At 66.3% G+C, this 17055-nt stretch carries 16 protein-coding genes; 13 read left to right on the forward strand and 3 right to left on the reverse strand.

The window, feature by feature from the left end:
- The first annotated feature begins 120 nt into the window (after positions 1–120).
- The 4 genes from thrS to pdxS all read left to right on the forward strand — a co-directional run bounded on the left by thrS (position 121) and on the right by pdxS (position 4368).
- Positions 121–2085 (forward strand): threonine--tRNA ligase, encoded by a 1965-nt coding sequence (gene thrS / locus G9E11_RS02535; protein WP_194717846.1) that lies wholly within the window; start codon positions 121–123, stop codon positions 2083–2085.
- Positions 2086–2105: 20 nt separating this feature from the next.
- Positions 2106–2693 (forward strand): HIT family protein, encoded by a 588-nt coding sequence (locus G9E11_RS02540; protein WP_190602634.1) that lies wholly within the window; start codon positions 2106–2108, stop codon positions 2691–2693.
- The gene (gene pgsA / locus G9E11_RS02545; RefSeq protein WP_190602636.1) at positions 2683–3303 is read left to right on the forward strand and encodes a phosphatidylinositol phosphate synthase; all 621 of its coding nucleotides are present in this window, start codon (positions 2683–2685) and stop codon (positions 3301–3303) included. Before G9E11_RS02540 ends, pgsA begins: the two co-directional genes overlap by 11 nt.
- Positions 3304–3441: 138 nt before the next feature.
- Positions 3442–4368 carry a pyridoxal 5'-phosphate synthase lyase subunit PdxS gene (pdxS, locus tag G9E11_RS02550; protein WP_190602638.1) on the forward strand — a complete coding sequence of 309 codons (927 nt, stop codon included), beginning with the start codon at positions 3442–3444 and terminating at the stop codon, positions 4366–4368.
- A 195-nt stretch (positions 4369–4563) separates the two neighbouring features.
- Here pdxS and G9E11_RS02555 read toward each other — a convergent pair whose 3' ends face one another.
- Positions 4564–6576, reverse strand: a complete 2013-nt coding sequence (locus tag G9E11_RS02555; RefSeq protein WP_190602639.1) for a M3 family metallopeptidase — start codon at positions 6574–6576, stop codon at positions 4564–4566.
- A gap of 285 nt (positions 6577–6861) precedes the next feature.
- On the opposite strand from G9E11_RS02555, the gene G9E11_RS02560 reads away from it, so the two are divergent.
- Complete coding sequence (locus G9E11_RS02560) at positions 6862–7293, forward strand: hypothetical protein (protein WP_246468653.1); 432 nt, start codon at positions 6862–6864, stop codon at positions 7291–7293.
- Between the two features lie 43 nt (positions 7294–7336).
- On the opposite strand, the gene G9E11_RS02565 is transcribed toward G9E11_RS02560, so the two are convergent.
- Together G9E11_RS02565 and G9E11_RS02570 are read right to left on the reverse strand one after the other, a co-directional pair.
- Positions 7337–8089: a type 1 glutamine amidotransferase gene (locus G9E11_RS02565; RefSeq protein ID WP_190602641.1), complete on the reverse strand. Its 753-nt coding sequence runs from the start codon at positions 8087–8089 to the stop codon at positions 7337–7339.
- Positions 8086–9375, reverse strand: coding sequence for a Mur ligase family protein (locus G9E11_RS02570; RefSeq protein ID WP_190602643.1), 1290 nt, complete (start codon positions 9373–9375; stop codon positions 8086–8088). The genes G9E11_RS02565 and G9E11_RS02570 overlap by 4 nt, the downstream gene beginning before the upstream one ends.
- A 91-nt stretch (positions 9376–9466) precedes the next feature.
- Here G9E11_RS02570 and pdxT point away from each other — a divergent pair, with 91 nt between their 5' ends.
- The 8 genes from pdxT (at position 9467) to secF (ending at position 16880) form a co-directional block, all read left to right on the forward strand.
- Positions 9467–10198 (forward strand): pyridoxal 5'-phosphate synthase glutaminase subunit PdxT, encoded by a 732-nt coding sequence (gene pdxT / locus G9E11_RS02575; protein WP_190602646.1) that lies wholly within the window; start codon positions 9467–9469, stop codon positions 10196–10198.
- A gap of 3 nt (positions 10199–10201) precedes the next feature.
- Positions 10202–10957 carry a YebC/PmpR family DNA-binding transcriptional regulator gene (locus G9E11_RS02580; RefSeq protein ID WP_190602648.1) on the forward strand — a complete coding sequence of 252 codons (756 nt, stop codon included), beginning with the start codon at positions 10202–10204 and terminating at the stop codon, positions 10955–10957.
- Positions 10958–10988: 31 nt separating this feature from the next.
- Positions 10989–11567 (forward strand): crossover junction endodeoxyribonuclease RuvC, encoded by a 579-nt coding sequence (ruvC, locus tag G9E11_RS02585; protein WP_003800677.1) that lies wholly within the window; start codon positions 10989–10991, stop codon positions 11565–11567.
- An 81-nt stretch (positions 11568–11648) separates the two neighbouring features.
- Positions 11649–12296, forward strand: coding sequence for a Holliday junction branch migration protein RuvA (ruvA, locus tag G9E11_RS02590; protein ID WP_190602650.1), 648 nt, complete (start codon positions 11649–11651; stop codon positions 12294–12296).
- On the forward strand, positions 12289–13377 hold the full coding sequence (gene ruvB, locus G9E11_RS02595) for a Holliday junction branch migration DNA helicase RuvB (RefSeq protein ID WP_190602651.1): 1089 nt from the start codon (positions 12289–12291) through the stop codon (positions 13375–13377). The genes ruvA and ruvB overlap by 8 nt, the downstream gene beginning before the upstream one ends.
- A gap of 233 nt (positions 13378–13610) precedes the next feature.
- Entirely contained in the window at positions 13611–14006 is a 396-nt protein-coding gene (yajC, locus tag G9E11_RS02600) for a preprotein translocase subunit YajC (protein ID WP_190603601.1), read from the forward strand.
- 100 nt (positions 14007–14106) lie between these two features.
- Positions 14107–15864 (forward strand): protein translocase subunit SecD, encoded by a 1758-nt coding sequence (gene secD / locus G9E11_RS02605; protein WP_190602653.1) that lies wholly within the window; start codon positions 14107–14109, stop codon positions 15862–15864.
- On the forward strand, positions 15864–16880 hold the full coding sequence (gene secF, locus G9E11_RS02610) for a protein translocase subunit SecF (protein WP_190602655.1): 1017 nt from the start codon (positions 15864–15866) through the stop codon (positions 16878–16880). Before secD ends, secF begins: the two co-directional genes overlap by 1 nt.
- The last annotated feature ends 175 nt before the right edge of the window (positions 16881–17055 follow it).

Genomic DNA, 17055 nt, shown 5'->3' on the forward strand with positions numbered 1-17055 from the left:
ATAGCATTGACGAGGCTGGCTGTGGTCCCCGTACGCCACAAGCTACGAAGCCTGAACTTTGAATAGGAGACACCCGTGTCAGATGCCCAGCAGATCACCCTCATCGTCGATGGCGAAGAAATGAAGGTGACTACCGGGACCACCGGCGCGGAACTCTTCTTTGAGCGCCGCGACGTCGTAGTGGCCCGGGTCGACGGCGAACTCAAGGACCTGGACCAGCCCCTTCCCGAGGGTGCCCAGGTTGACGGCGTCACCATCGATTCCCCCGACGGGCTCAACGTGCTGCGCCACTCCACCGCCCACGTGATGGCCCAGGCCGTGCAGCAGCTGCGCCCGGACGCCAAGCTGGGCATCGGTCCCTACATCACGGACGGGTTCTACTTCGACTTCGACGTCGAGGAGCCCTTCACTCCGGAGGACCTGAAGACCCTGGAAAAGATGATGCTCAAGATCATCAACCAGAACCAGAAGTTCGTCCGCCGCGTCGTCTCCGAGGACGAGGCCCGCGAAGCCATGAAGAACGAGCCCTACAAGCTCGAACTGCTGGGCAAGAAGAACGACGCCGCCGATGCCGGCGAAGGCGTCAACGTCGAAGTGGGCGCCGGCGACATCACCATCTACGACAACGTCGACCGCAAGAGCGGGGACACCGTCTGGTGCGACCTGTGCCGCGGCCCCCACCTGCCCAACACCAAGCTCATCTCCAACGCCTTCGCCCTGACCAGGTCCTCGGCGGCGTACTGGCTGGGCAACCAGAACAACCAGCAGCTGCAGCGCATCTATGGCACCGCGTGGCCAACCAAGGACGCCCTGAAGGCCTACCAGGAACGCATCGCCGAGGCCGAACGCCGCGACCACCGGAAGCTTGGCGCCGAGCTGGACCTGTTCTCGTTCCCCGACGAGCTCGGGTCGGGCCTGCCGGTCTTCCACCCCAAGGGCGGCATCATCCGCAAGGCCATGGAGGACTACTCCCGGCAGCGCCACGTGGACGCCGGCTACGAGTTCGTCTACACCCCGCACATCACCAAGGGTCATCTGTACGAGGTATCCGGCCACCTGGACTGGTACCGGGACGGCATGTTCCCCGCGATGCACATCGACGCGGAGCACAACGAGGACGGCACCGTCCGCAAGCCCGGCCAGGACTACTACCTGAAGCCGATGAACTGCCCCATGCACAACCTCATCTTCCGCTCACGCGGCCGGTCCTACCGCGAACTGCCGCTGCGGCTCTTCGAATTCGGTTCCGTCTACCGCTACGAGAAGTCCGGCGTGGTCCACGGCCTGACCCGTGTGCGGGGCATGACACAGGACGACGCCCACATCTACTGCACCCGCGAGCAGATGAAGGACGAGCTCACCACTACGCTGAACTTCGTCCTCGGGCTGCTCAAGGACTACGGCCTGGACGACTTCTACCTCGAGCTGTCCACCAAGAACGAGGACAAGTTCGTCGGCGACGACGCCACCTGGGAGGAAGCTACCCGCACCCTGGCCGAAGTGGCCGAGGCCTCCGGGCTGGAGCTCGTTCCCGACCCGGGCGGAGCAGCGTTCTACGGACCCAAGATTTCGGTCCAGGCGAAGGATGCCCTGGGCCGCACCTGGCAGATGTCCACGATCCAGCTCGACTTCAACCTGCCTGAGCGCTTCGAACTCGAGTTCCAGGCCGCCGACGGCACGCGCCAGCGTCCGGTCATGATCCACCGGGCTCTGTTCGGTTCGGTGGAGCGGTTCATGGGCGTCCTCACCGAGCACTATGCCGGTGCCTTCCCGGCGTGGCTGGCTCCCGTGCAGGTGGTGGGCATCCCGGTGGCCGAGGCCTTCAACGACTACATGTTCGACGTCGTCGACAAGCTCAAGGCTGCCGGCATCCGCGCTGAGGTGGACATCTCCTCCGACCGTTTCCCGAAGAAGATCCGCACAGCCAGCAAGGACAAAATCCCGTTCGTGCTGATCGCCGGAGGTGAGGACGCAGAGGCGGGCGCCGTCTCCTTCCGCTTCCGGGACGGCAGCCAGGACAACGGCGTGCCCGTGGCCGAGGCTGTCCAGCGGATTGTGGACGCCGTCCGCAACCGGACCAGCTAGCCGCGGCGGAGGGGGCACACGTGCAGGAGAACACGGGGTCGGGCTATCCGGGCGACGCGGAGGTGACGGACGATTTTGGCCTCGCCGGCGTACCGGATGCCTTCCAGCGGCTGTGGACTCCGCATCGCATGGCCTACATCAAGGGCGGGCAGCACCAGTTCAAGAACCAGGACGACTGCCCGTTCTGCATCGCACCCGCACGCACCGATGAGGAGTCGCTCATCGTGTACCGCGGACGCACGTGCTACGTGGTGCTCAACCTGTTCCCATACAACCCCGGCCACCTGCTGGTGTGCCCCTACCGCCACGTCCCCGATTACACGGATCTGACGGTGGAGGAGACGGCCGATTTCGCCGACCTGACGCAGACCGCCATGCGGGTGCTGCGGAAGGTGGCGAATCCCGGCGGCTTCAACCTCGGCATGAACCAGGGGGTTGTGGGCGGGGCCGGCATCGCGGGGCACCTGCACCAGCACATCGTTCCGCGCTGGGGCGGGGACGGAAACTTCTTCCCCATCATCGCCCAGACCAAGGCGATCACGCAGACCCTCGACGAGGTCCGCCAGCAGGTTGCCGACGCCTGGCCCGGGGAGACGCATGCTGAATAGGCATGCCCGCGGTTTCTTCACCGCGCTGTTTACCCCGCTTGCACGCTGGCTTCTGAAAATTGGCGTCTCGCCGGACGCGATCACCATTGTTGGGACGGCCGGTGTAGTGGTGGGGGCCCTGGTGTTCTATCCGCTGGGCCAGCTCTGGTGGGGAACGATCTTTATCACCCTGTTCATCTTCTCCGACGTCATCGACGGCATCATGGCGCGGATGCAGAACCTCGGCGGGCGCTGGGGCAACTTCCTGGACTCCAGCCTGGACCGGCTGGCTGACGGTGCCCTTTTTGCGGGCCTGTCCATCTGGTTTTTCACCGGCGGTGCGGATGCCCCCATAGCCATTGCCGCCGTCGTCTGCCTTGTCCTTGGCATGGTGGTTTCCTATGTCCGGGCGAAGGCCGAATCTCTCGGCTTCCAGGCGAACGTGGGCATTGCCGAACGTGCTGAACGGCTGGTCTCCGTCCTGGTGATCACCGGCCTCACGGGCGTGGGACTGCCGCCGGTTGTGCTGCTGGCGACCCTGGTGCTGCTGGCCGCGGCGAGCCTCGTCACGGTGGTCCAGCGCGTCATGGCCGTGCGCATCCAGTCGCTGGAAGACTCCGAACAAACCTGATTAAGCCCGGCTGCCGCCGTGGGACTAGTATTAGAACTGCCCGGTCAATGGATCCGGTAATCCGGTGTGTGCAAAAACGGCATGTCCGTTCCGCCTGCACTGCCGGCGAAGGTCATCTAGCTACCCATAGGGGTTTTTGTGTCTACACCTGATGTAAGCAACGAAGCCGGCTCGTCCGCCAACAGCGTGACGGGCAGCAACCGCGTCAAGCGCGGCATGGCAGAGATGCTCAAGGGCGGCGTCATCATGGACGTCGTCAACGTCGAACAAGCCCGCATCGCCGAAGACGCCGGTGCCGTTGCCGTCATGGCGCTCGAGCGCGTCCCGGCCGACATCCGCGCCCAAGGCGGCGTGTCCCGCATGTCCGATCCGGACATGATCGACCAGATCATCGACGCCGTTTCGGTCCCGGTCATGGCCAAGGCCCGGATCGGTCACTTCGTCGAGGCCCAGGTCCTGCAGTCCCTCGGTGTTGACTACATCGACGAGTCCGAGGTCCTGACCCCGGCCGACTACGTCAACCACATCGACAAGTGGAACTTCAAGGTTCCGTTCGTCTGCGGTTCCACCAACCTCGGTGAGGCGCTGCGCCGCATCAACGAGGGCGCGGCCATGATCCGCTCCAAGGGCGAGGCCGGCACCGGCGATGTCTCCAACGCCACCGGGCACATGCGGCAGATCCGCGCCGAGATCGCCAAGCTTGCAGCCCTGCCCGAGGACGAGCTGTACGTCGCGGCCAAGGAATTGCAGGCCCCGTACGAACTGGTCAAGGAAGTTGCCGCCACGGGCAAGCTCCCCGTGGTGCTGTTCACCGCCGGCGGCATCGCCACCCCGGCGGACGCCGCGATGATGATGCAGCTGGGCGCAGACGGCGTGTTCGTCGGCTCCGGCATCTTCAAGTCCGGCAACCCGGCCCAGCGTGCCGCCGCCGTCGTGAAGGCCACCACCTTCTTCGATGACCCGGACGTCATCGCCAAGGCCTCCCGCGGCCTGGGCGAGGCCATGGTCGGCATCAACGTGGACGAGATCCCGCAGCCGCACCGCCTCGCCGAGCGCGGCTGGTAACTCGCGCTCTTGGGGGCGCCGGACGGCGCGATCGTCTGCATGCTATTCCCCGCGCCCCGCTAAAGCCGCTTCGCGGCGAGCGGGGCGCAGGGCCCTTTTTACGCATGCTGCCGGATCCAACCGCCCGGCGCCCTGCGCTCCTGATAGAACGACGCGGGCCCGCCACCTTCGAAGGTGGTGGGCCGGCGTCGTTCTTTATTCGAGGCCGCGGCGCTTTAGCAGTGGTTCGAGCCGTGCGTCGCGTCCTCGGAGGGTGCGGAACGACTCGAGCGGATCCCGGCTGTTGCCGCGGGAGAGCAGCTCGGCGCGGAACCGGTCGCCGTTGGCCCTGCTGAGACCGCCGTTCTCGGTGAACCAGTCCACGGTCTCGGCGTCCAGCACCTCGCTCCAGATGTAGGAGTAGTAGCCCGCGGAGTAGCCGTCGCCCGCAAAGATGTGCTGGAAATAGCCCGTCCGGTAGCGCGGCGGAATCAGCGGATGGGCTACGCCTGCCGCGGCCAGTGCCTTCGCCTCGAACTCCAGGGCGTCCTGCGGAACGCCGTCGGTGTCCAGGACGTGCCAGGCCAGATCCAGCAGCGCCGCTCCGAGGTACTCCGTGGTGGCGAACCCCTCGCCCCACAGGCGGGACTCGTTGAGCCGGTCGACGACGTCCTGGGCCAGCGGCTCCCCGGTGGCGTGGTGGCGGGCGTAGTTGGACAGCACCTCCGGCCACATGATCCACATTTCGTTGACCTGGGACGGGTACTCCACAAAGTCCCGCGGTACCGACGTGCCGGAGAAACGGGGGTAGGTGACGTCGGAGAACAGCCCGTGAAGGGCATGGCCGAATTCGTGGAACGCCGTGCGCACCTCATCGAGCGTGAGCAGCGTGGGCTCACCCGCAGGCGGCTTGGAAATGTTCAGGTTGTTGATGACCACCGGCTTGGTGCCCAGAAGCGCCGACTGGTCCACCAGCGAATTCATCCAGGCGCCGCCCCGCTTGGTTTCGCGGGTGTAGTAGTCGCCGAGGAACAGCCCCAGCTCCTTTCCGTCCGCGTCCCGGACCTCCCAGATCCTGACGTCCTCGTGGTAGCCGACAAGGTCCGTGCGCTCATGGAAGGTGATGCCGAAGAGGGAGGTCGCGGCGAAGAACACGCCATCCGTCAGTACCCGGTCCAGCTCGAAGTACGGCCTGAGGGCCTGCTCGTCCACGGTGTAGCGTTCCCGCCGCACTTTGGCGGAGTAGTAGGCCCAGTCCCAGGCCTCCAGCGGGTGGCCTGCGCTCTCGGCCAGGGCCGCGGCCTCGGCGTCGGCGTTCCGGACGGCGGCCGGCGCCAGCCGGTTCAGCATGGACCGGACAGCTCCAAAGTCCGGAGCCGTCTGCCGGTCCACCACCAGTTCGGCATAGTTGGCGAACCCCAGCAGGGCGGCCTTTTCGGCGCGAAGCCGGACCAGGGAGTTCACAAGGTCGAGGACGTCGAGGTCACCGCCGGAGCTGCCGCGGGCCACGGACGCCTCGAAGAGCCGCCGGCGCACGTCCCTGTTGTCCAGTGATGCCAGGGCCGGCTGGTTGCTTGGCTGGATCAGCGTCAGGAGGAACTTGCCGTCATGCCCGGCAACCCGGGCTGCTTCCGCGGCGCTGGCGATCTCATCCGCGGGAAGGCCGGCCAAGTCGTCGGCACTGTCCAGCAGCAGGGCGGCAGACTTCATCGCCTCCTTGACGCGCTGCCCGAATTCCGTGCCCAGCCGGGACAGTTCGGCGTTCAGTGAACGGAGCCGGTCCTGGCCGGCGTCGTCCAGCTGGATCCCGGACTGGCGGAACTCCTTGAGGTACTCCTCGACAAGCCTGGCCGATTCGGCGTCCAGGCCCGCGGTGTCCACGGCGGCGAACCGCTCGTAGAGAGCCCGGTTCAGGTACACGGCGTCCTGATGCGCGGCGAAGCGGGGCGACAGTTCCGTCTCCAGCTTCCTGATGGCCTCCGAGGCGTCGGCCGAAACCAGGGTGAAGAAGGAAGCCGCGGCGCGGTCCAGCAGCCGGCCGGACTTTTCCATGGCCAACGCGGTGTTGTCGAACGTGGCGGGACCGGGGTTGTCCACGATGGCCTGGATCTCGGCCAGGTGGTCGGTGAGCCCGGCGTCAACCGCCTCGGCGTAGTGGTCGTCGCCGATGTCGGCAAACGGCGGCAGTCCGAAGGGCAGGGCGCTGGGGGAGAGGAGGGGGTTGGTCATGAAGCAACCCTTTCATGCAGCTCTGCGGTGCACAATGTTTTGGCGTGCTTCTACGGGCGGGGTTTGCCCGCCGTCGGCATGCCGCAGACGTTTCAAGCGGCCGCCACTGCACTGCTGATGGCGGGGCTGGCGTCCTGCGGCGTGGCCGCCGAGCAGGCCCGGGCGCAGCCGGGTAACACTGCCGCTGCAACGCCGATGGCGGACCCCACCCCGGGCTCCGCACCCCCAACCCCGGGTGCCGGTCCCGCCTGCGCATCGGTCGCTGCACGTCCGTCCTGATCACGGGTGACAAGCTGGTGCACACCCAGCTGTGGCAACAGGCCCCACGAAGATGCCGTCGCCGCCGGGGTCAAGGGACTGGACTTCGGTCCGCTGCTGGAAGGGCAGCGGCGCGACATCGAACAGAGCGACCTCGCCGTCTGCCACCAGACAGAACTGTCCCCGACGTACGTTGTCAACGACGAGGGCCTGCTGCTCCGGGCACAGTTCAGCCAGGACAGTGACGGCAAATGGACCGCATCCGACGTCGCCTGGGCGCCGTCGGTCATCGTCAGCGCCCCCTACCGCTGGTGCTCTGTGGCCGCGGACGCCCCGCAGGGAGTCTGCGCCAGTCCCGCGGCGGACGCCGACACCCGGTTGCGGACCAAACACGTGGTGGAGTCCATGGGCGCGGCGCAGGCCGGAGCCCGCGAGCTACTGGTCACCAAGGAACGCTGACACCCGTGCGCTGAAACGGGACCGTCTCCCGTTCCGGTTGCGCCTAGCGCGGCCGGCGGGCCGCGTGCTCGCGGGCCAGGACGGCGTAGCGGTCATCCGCTTCGCCGGGCGCGAAGCTTCCGTACTTGCGTTCGACGGCGGTCCGGATCAGGAAGTCGGCTATGGCCGGGTTCTTGGGCAGCAGGGAACCGTGCAGGTAGCTGGCCACGATGTTGCGGTACCGGGCGCCCTCCTGGCCGTCGCTGCTGTTGTTGCCGGTGCCCTTCGCCGCCGTGCCCAGCGGTTCGACGCCGGGGCCAAGGGTGGTCTGGCCGCTGTGGTTTTCGTAACCCAGGACCTCGCCGAACTCCGCCGTGGTGACCTTGACGTTGCCTATCAGCCGCTCATCCGTGCCGTGGGTCTCCACGTTTAGAACTCCGATGCCGGGAATGACCGGGCCCGAGCGGGTCTTGAAGAAGCGGCCGAACAGCTGGTACAGCCCGCAAATGAGCAGCATGGGGGTGCCGTCCTCGGCCATACCCTTAAGGAGGCCGGCCCGTGATTGGAGGTCGTCCTGGATGACAAGCTGGCCGCTGTCCTGCCCGCCGCCGCCAAGGATGATGTCCACGCCCTCCGGGAACTCGTCGCCCACGTTGTACTCGAGCAGCTCCGGTGTGTATCCGTGCCACTTCAGGCGCTGCTGCAGCACCAGGGCATTGCCCCAGTCGCCGTAGATGTTCATCTCCCGCGGGTACAGCTGCAGGACCCGGATGGTTCCCTTTGACGCGGTAGTGCCGGCGGTCGATTCGGGGGTCAAGAGACCACCTCCACTGTGGTGATTTTGGACAGCTCACGGCGGATGGCGAGCATTGCGGTGTAGGTGCAGAAGACGCGCTTCGGCTTCCCTTTGCCCTTGCGGATGAAGTCGGCGAGGGCGGCCGGAATGTCGGTGTCCACCGCCCCGATCGGCACTTCGTCGTACTGCAGGCGCAGGGCCATGTCGTACGCCCGGGAGCCGCTGACCTGGTCCACGCCTTCCGCGCGCAGCGAGTCGAAATCGACGTCCCACAGCCAGGACATGTCGCGGCCGTCAGCGTAGTTGTCGTTGATGGCGATCATGGTGGCGTAGCCCCCCGAGGGGAATGACTTGAGGCCCAGACGGAAGCCGCTCGGGTTCTTGACCAGGACCAGGTCCAGCGGGAGCCCATCCACCGTGAGGCTTTCACCGCGACCAAATGCCGGGGCCACCTCGGACAGAGCCTTCAGCAGTGTGCCGTGGTCCGCCGTGGCCGCGCCGCTGCCGCAGATGCTGCGGGCCAGGGCCAGCGCGGCCGCGGCGTTGAAGATGTTGTAGACGCCGCGGAGCTTCATCCCGGTGGTGACCGTGACGCCGTCATACTCAAAGTCTGCGTCATCGGCACCCACGCGGCGGAGAACGACGTCGGCCTGGGGCCTTTCCGGTACTGCAGGTACGGGGCTGCCCGGTCCGGCGCGGAGTTCATCGTCGCTGGGGAAGGTGCCCAGCAGGGAGTCGTCCAGGCCGAAGTAGAGGACCTCGGGACCCTGCAGAGTACCGGCGATCCGGGCCACCCGCGGGTCCTCGCGGTTCAGCACCACAGTCCCCGTTGTCTTGGAGGCGATGTGCTGGAGGAGCTGGGCTGTCTTGTCGATCTCACCGAAGCGGTCCAGCTGGTCGCGGAGGACGTTCAGCAGGAGGCTGTAGCGCGGCGGGACGCGGTTGACGAAATGCACGGCGTGGGCCTCGTCCAGCTCCAGCACGGCGATGTCGGCGTCGAGCCGTCCGCGCCAGTCGACGTCGCCGATCAGGGCGGCCGCCACGCCCCGGGTGAAGTTGCTTCCCGTGCGGTTGGTGAACACCTTCAGGCCCTGGCTTTCCAGCAGCTCCACCACCATCTTGGTGGTGGTGGTCTTGCCGTTGGTGCCGCTGACCACGGCCACGCCGTGGGGAAGGGTGGACAGGGCCCGCTGCATGAAACCGGGATCAATTTTCTCGACCACCAGGCCGGGGAATGCAGAGCCTCCGCCCCTGAGCCGGGAGACCCGGCGAACGAATTTGCCGAGCGGAACGCTGAGGGAAAACATGCTCTGTAATATATCCCAGCAGCGGCATGGAATGTGGCGGACGGCCGACGGCGGGACCGGCTGGCCGCCGTCGGGACACTATGCTGTTTAGATGACCAATTCCCTTTCCAGCGCCCTTCCGCGCCCGGCCGGCGTGCCCGAAAAGCCCGGGTCCGGCCTGCGCATCGGCGTTCTGGCGCTCCAGGGCGACTTCCGTGAGCACCTCCGGGCGGTCGAGACCGCAGGCGCCACCGGCGTCAGTGTCCGCCGCCCCGCCGAGCTTGAGGGACTCGACGGGCTCATCATTCCCGGCGGCGAGTCTACGGCCATCGACAAGCTGGCCCGCGCCTTCGACCTCGCCGAGCCGCTACGGCAGCGGATCGCCGACGGCCTGCCGGTGTACGGCTCCTGCGCGGGCATGATCCTGCTGGCGCACGACATCGCCGATCCCGCCGCAGACCTGGCCGGAAACCCCCAGCAGACGTTCGGCGGCCTGGACATCACGGTGCGCCGCAACGCATTCGGCCGGCAGCGCGAGTCCTTCGAGACCGACCTCGACTTCAAGGGGCTGGAGTTCAGCGCCACCGAGCGCGGCGTGGCTCCGGTTCACGCCGTGTTCATCCGCGGGCCCTGGGTTGAGCGCGTGGGACCCGGCGTTGAGGTCCTGGCGCAGGTGGAGCCGGCCGACCAGGAGCACGCCTCCCACGCGGCCGATCTGCAGGGGACGGCTAGAATTGTTGCAGTGCGTTCAGGCCAACTGCTGGCCACCTCCTTCCATCCGGAAGTGACAGGGGAGAAGCGCGTGCATGAACTTTTTATTCGCATGATCAGAGGAGAAGCGTAAAGCATGTCAGGCCACTCCAAATGGGCAACGACAAAGCACAAGAAGGCCATCATTGATAGCCGCCGGGCAAAGTCGTTCGCCAAGCTGATCAAGAACATCGAAGTCGCGGCCCGCATGGGCGGCCCGGACCTCGCGGGCAACCCCGGACTCGAACTGGCCGTCACCAAGGCCAAGAAGACTTCTGTTCCGAACGACAACATCGACCGCGCCATCAAGCGCGGCGCCGGGCTCACCGGCGAGGTCGTGGACTACACCGAGATCATGTACGAATGCCGCGGCCCGCAGGGCTCCGCGCTGCTGATCGAGTGCCTTACCGACAACAAGAACCGCGCGGCATCCGAGGTCCGTCTGGCCATCTCCCGCAACGGCGGCACCATCGCCGACCCCGGCTCTGTCAGCTACCTGTTTACCCGCAAGGGCGTGGTCACCCTGCCCAAGAACGACCTCACCGAGGACGACGTCCTCATGGCCGTACTGGACGCCGGCGCCGAGGAAGTCAAGGACAACGGTGACAACTTCGAGATCCATTCGGACCCGAAGGACCTGCAGGCTGTCCGCGACGCGCTCAAAGAAGCCGGCATCGACTACGACACCGACGAGGCCGAGTTCGTGCCCTCCATGGAGGTGCCGCTGGACCTTGACGCCGCCAAGAAGTTCATGAAGCTCGTTGACGCCCTCGAGGACCTCGACGACGTCCAGAACGTCTACAGCAACGCTGACCTCAGCGACGAAGTTCAGGCTGCCCTGGAAGCCGAGTGATTTTCGGCGTGGCGGACCGGGGCGGTTGCACGTGACGCTGCGCGTACTGGGCATCGACCCCGGGCTGACCCGTTGCGGCATCGGCGTGGTCGACGTCGAAAAGAACCGCCGCGCCACCATGGTGGCGGTTGGTGTGGTGGGGACCTCCCCCGAGGAAACTCTCGACCAGCGGCTGCTGGTGATCGCCTTGGCCATCGACGACTGGCTCGACCGTTACGAGCCGCACGTGCTGGCGGTCGAACGTGTTTTCTCCCAGCTCAACGTCAGCACGGTCATGGGCGTGGCCCAGGCCTCCGGCGTCGTCATCGCCGCCGCGGCCCGGCGCGGCATCCCTGTAGCTTTGCATACGCCGTCGGAGGTCAAGGCGGCGGTGACCGGGAGCGGTTCCTCGAACAAGGAGGCCGTGACCAAGCTGGTCACTAAGATTCTCCGGCTCGACGCTCCGCCGCGTCCCGCGGACGCGGCCGACGCCCTGGCCCTCGCCATCACGCACGCATGGCGGGCGGGCAGCGGCGCCAGCGTAGCCACCACCGGCCCCGGCAGCCAGTCGCTGACGCCCGCCCAGCGTGCCTGGGCCGAGGCGGAGGCCAAGGCGCGCCGTGCACGTTGAATGCCGCCGGCGCTTGCTAGGGTATTCGTAGATATGTTCGGATAGTCGGTTCTTGCCGGCGCAAGTTCAGGAGCCCCGGCCTTGATTAGTTTTCTCCGCGGAACCGTGGCGCACGTCGGGCTGTCCACCGCCGTCATCGACCTCAACGGCGCCGGCATGAGCGTCTACGCGACGCCGCAGACGCTCAGCAAGCTGCGGACCGGCGAGGAGGGGAAACTTTTCACCTCCCTGATCGTCCGGGAGGATTCCCTGACTCTGTTCGGCTTCGCGAGCGACGACGAACGGGAAGTTTTCGACGTTCTGCTCAGTGTCAGCGGGGTGGGTCCGCGGCTCGCCCTCGCGGTCCTCGCCGTGCACGATCCCGAGGCCATCCGCGTGGCGGCGCACACCGGGGACAGCAAGACGTTCACCAAGGTCCCGGGCATCGGCCCGAAGGTTGGCGGGCGCATCGTTCTGGAACTCGCCGGGAAACTGGTTCCGCACGGCACAGCGACGCCCGCAGGAGCGCCGGCTGCGTCATCGGAAGGTGTCTGGAAACCGCAGGTCGTGGCTGCCATGACCAGCCTGGGGTGGTCCGAAAAGGACGCCACGGGCAGCATCGACAAGGCCCTCGCTGACGCGCCGGAACTTGCCGGCGAAGGCAACGTTGCCGAGATCCTGCGCACCACGCTGCGCTGGCTCGGCCAGGACGGAGCCCGGGCGGGCAACAGGGTAGGCAGCCGTGGCTGAGCCGTCCCTCGTCGCCGGGGGAGAAGAGCCGGAGGAGCGGGCCATCGAGGCGGCGCTCCGGCCCAAGAACCTCGATGACTTCGTGGGCCAGCACAGGGTCCGCAAGCAGCTTTCGCTTGTATTGCAGGCATCCCGGATGCGCGGGCGGAGCGCGGACCATGTGCTCTTTTCCGGTCCTCCCGGCCTCGGCAAGACCACACTCGCCATGATTGTCGCGTCCGAAATGAACGCGCCGCTCCGGATCAGCAGCGGCCCGGCCATCCAGCACGCCGGTGACCTCGCCGCCATACTTTCCTCGCTGTCCGAAGGCGAGGTCCTCTTCCTCGACGAAATCCACCGGATGTCCCGTCCGGCCGAGGAAATGCTCTACATGGCCATGGAAGACTTCCGGGTGGACATCGTGGTGGGCAAGGGGGCCGGTGCCACGGCCATTCCGCTGGAGTTGCCGCCCTTCACGCTGGTGGGGGCCACCACGCGTGCCGGACTTCTTCCGGGTCCGCTCCGCGACCGGTTCGGATTCACGGGCCACCTGGAGTTCTATTCGGTGGAGGAGCTGGAGCTGGTGCTGCGCAGGTCCGCCGGCCTCCTCGACTTGAAGGTGAACTCGGCCGGATTCACTGAGATCGCCGGCCGGTCACGCGGCACCCCACGCATTGCCAACCGGCTGCTGCGGCGGGTCCGGGACTGGGCACTGGTCCACGGGATTGAACAGATTGACGCCCGGTCCGCCTCTGCCGCCCTGGACATGTATGAAGTGGACAAGCGCGGGCTGGACCGGCTGGACCGGTCAGTGCTGGAAGCGCTGATCACCAAATTCGGTGGCGGCCCTGTAGGCCTGTCAACCCTGGCCATCGCTGTGGGGGAGGAGCCGGAGACCGTGGAGACGGTCGCCGAGCCGTACCTGGTCCGGGAAGGGCTGCTGGGCAGGACGCCGAGGGGCCGCATCGCCATGGCCCCGGCCTGGACCCACCTTGGGCTGGCAGTACCGGCAGGGGTCTTTGGGCAAGAAACCCTGGACCTTTTCGCTGCCGGGCCGGGCGATGAAGAATCGTCATCTGAATGGGTTTCCAGCACCCAATAGCAGCGCCCTCCCAGCTTTTCCCTCTAGACTGGAAAGACGCTCGGCACGTCCGGGCTTTGTTTCCGTGTCCCGCTTCGGCGGGCCGCCCGCGCCGGTCTCCCGTGTCGGGGCGGGCAGCCCGGTGCAAAGCGGACGTCGCTGTCAACCAGCTACGCAAGTACAGAACGGAACTTCACTTGTTCGCACAAATTAGTGCCCAGGCCCAGCCGCAGGCCGGCGGCGGCATCGACATCATGACCATTCTGCTGTTCGTCATGCTCGGCGTCTTCATCTTCATGATGTTCCGCCGCAACAAAAAGACCCAGAAGCAGCAGGCCCAGCTGCAGTCACAGTTCTCGCCGGGCGTCGAGGTCATGACAAGTTTCGGACTGTTCGGCCGCATCGTGTCGATTGACGAGGCAGAGAACAAGGTGGTCCTCGAGCTTTCGCCCGGCCACCTGGCCACCGTCCACCGCCAGGCCGTGACCAAGATCGTGGAACCCGTCGCCGAAACGCACGCCGTTCCTGATGACGCGTCCGCCCTGACGGCCGAGGACTCGCTGACCCATGAAGCCAAGGCCGGCACGGCCGACGAGACCCCGGACGAAACCCTCAAGCGCCTCAACGACGAGGGCAAGAAGGACATCTAGTCCGCCGCTTCCGCGCAGCACAGCTGTCTACGGCTGGAGAGCCGCCGGGTGCGACAAGGCTCGCCCCGGCGGCCCTCCGCAATTAATAGAAAGATAGGCAATGGCACGAACTGGCCGCAATAAACCATCCCTTCGGGTGCTGGTCTGGCTTGGCGTAATCCTGGCTGCCATGACGGCCGTCCTTGCGGGCGGCACGATGTCCGGGGTTGCCAGCTGGAGCCCGAAGCTTGCCCTGGACCTGGAGGGCGGCACGCAGATGATCCTGGCACCCAAGGTTGAGGGTGGCTCGGACATCAACGAGGAGCAGCTCAATCAGGCGGTGGCCATCATCCGTCAGCGTGTTGACGGCTCGGGTGTTGCCGAGGCCGAGATCAGCACGCAGTCCGGCCGCAATGTGGTGGTGAGCCTGCCCGGCACTCCGTCCTCGCAAACCCGCGCGCTCATCCAGGCCTCAGCGGACATGAACTTCCGCCCCGTCCTCGTCACGGGCCCCGGGGCCGTGGTTCCGGCCGACCAGCGGACACCTGCGGCAAAGCTGCCGAAACCGACGGCCAAGCCGACGAACGCCAGCGATTCGAACTGGATCACCGCGGACATCCAGAAGCAGTTCGAAGCCCTCGACTGTGACAATCCGGCCCAGGACAAGCAGGAACGCTCAGACCCGGCCAAGCCGCTGGTCACCTGTGAGCCCGCCACGGACCAGACACCTGCGATCAAGTACATCCTGGGTCCGGTCGAGGTCAAGGGTGTGGAGATCCAGGGCTCGACGTTCCAGCTCCAGCAGGGCGCCCAGGGTGCCGTCACCAACGAATGGGCTGTGAACATCCAGTTCAACGCCGAGGGCACGGCCAAGTTCAAGACGGTCACCGAACGCCTCAACCAGTTCTACGTTGCCGCGGGCGGCGAGACCGGCAGCGATCCCAAATCGCAGTTCGCCATCGTCCTTGACGACCAGGTCATATCGGCCCCGCGGTCCCAGGCAGTGATCACCGACGGACGCCCGCAGATCACCGGCGGCTTCACGGAGCAGTCCGCCAAGGCGCTGTCCGACCAGCTCCGGTTCGGTGCCCTGCCCATCAGCTTCGACATTCAGAGCGAACAGCAGATCTCCGCCACCCTCGGCGGTGAGCAGCTCCGGATGGGCCTCCTCGCCGGCCTGATCGGTCTGCTGCTGGTGGTCGTCTACTCGCTGTTCCAGTACCGTGCCCTCGGCTTCGTCACCATCGCGTCCCTGGTGGTGGCGGGTGCGCTCACGTACCTTGCCATTGCCATCCTCGGCTGGACGGAGAACTACCGGCTCTCCCTCGCCGGTGTGGCCGGCATCATCGTGTCAATCGGCCAGACCGCGGACTCGTTCATCGTCTACTTCGAACGTATCCGTGATGAGCTCCGCGAAGGCCGCGGCCTGGTGTCGGCAGTGGAGAACGGCTGGAAGCGGGCCAAGCGGACCGTTCTGGCATCCAAGGCGGTCAACCTCCTGGCCGCACTGGTGCTGTACTTCGTGGCCGTCGGCAACGTGCGGGGCTTTGCCTTCACCCTCGGCCTGACAGCCATTGCCGACCTCATCGTCGTGTTCATGTTCACGCACCCGACGCTGCAGCAGCTGGCCCGGACCCGGTTCTTTGGCGAAGGCCACAAGTTCTCCGGTCTTGACCCCGAGCGCCTCGGTGCGGTGCCGCTCTACCGCGGCGCCGGAAGGCTCCGCAGTCCCGAAGACAAGCCGTCAGTGGTGCGCGCCAAGAACACCGGCGCCGCGGCTGAGGCTGAGCGCCGGATGACCATCGCTGAACGCCGCCGTGCGGAGCAGCAGGAGCAGCTCGCCGGTTCCTCCAAGGGCCCGGCCAAGGAGGGCAAGTAATGTCCAGTTTCGCGAAATTCGGCAACGAGCTCTACACGGGCAAGCGTTCCTATGACTTCGTCGGGTCCAAGAAGATCTGGTTTATCGTGGCCGCCGTTGCGGTTGCGCTGTCGATCCTCATCCCGGTGGCCAAGGGCGGCTTCAACCTGGGCATCGAGTTCCGTGGCGGTTCCGAGTTCACGGTGTCCAACGTCAAGACCACCGAGGCATCCGTAGGCGAGAAGGCCGTCCACGACGTCGTTCCCGGCAGTGTGCCGCGCGTCGCGAACGTTGCCGGGACCACCATGCGGATCCAGACGGACAAGCTCTCGGACGACGAGACCCTCAAGATCAAGGAGGGCCTCACCAAGGCGTACGGCGTGACGGACAACGAGGTGACCTCCACCTTCGTCGGCCCCACCTGGGGCGCTGACGTCACCAAACAGGCACTGATTGGCCTGGTGGTCTTCGTTGCCCTCGCGACGGTCCTGATGGCCCTCTATTTCCGGACCTGGAAGATGTCCCTGTCGGCGATCGCGGGCATGGTGGTCACGATGTTCATCACGGCCGGTGTGTACGCCCTCAGCGACTTCGAGGTCACGCCGTCGGCGATCATCGGGTTTCTTACGGTGCTCAGCTATTCGCTGTACGACACCGTGGTGGTGTTCGACAAGATCCGTGAAAACACGGCCGACATCGATTCCTCCACGCGCCGGACCTTCGGCGAGGAGGTCAACCTGGCCGTCAACCAGACCCTGGTCCGTTCCATCAACACCATGATGGTTGCCATCCTTCCGGTCGGGGCGATCCTGTTCATCGGGGCCGGCCTGCTGGGTGCCGGAACCCTGCGCGACCTTTCACTCGCCCTGTTCGTCGGGATCCTGATCGGCACTGCAGCGACGATCTTCATCGCCGCACCGATGTACGCCTGGCTGCGCCAGGGTGAGGCGCCGTTGGTCAAGCAGGCCCAGCGCGTCAAGCAGCGCCGCGCGGACGCCGCAGCCAAGGCTGCAGCCGCCGAGCCCGCAAAAGCCTAGGCCCCGCACCTGCCCTTAGGCCGGATGCCGTCACCGTGACGGCATCCGGCCTTTGCGTTAAGCGCCTGTGCGCCTCCGGTTAAGCGCCTGTGCGCCTCCCACCGGACCGTCCGGCTACTCCGCTGCGTGCTGGGCTGGACCGTTGGTGACGGACGCGGTTATCGGTCGGGCCCGG

It is taken from the genome of Arthrobacter ipis (genome assembly GCF_014694315.1).
In the GTDB taxonomy this organism is placed as follows: domain Bacteria; phylum Actinomycetota; class Actinomycetes; order Actinomycetales; family Micrococcaceae; genus Arthrobacter; species Arthrobacter ipis.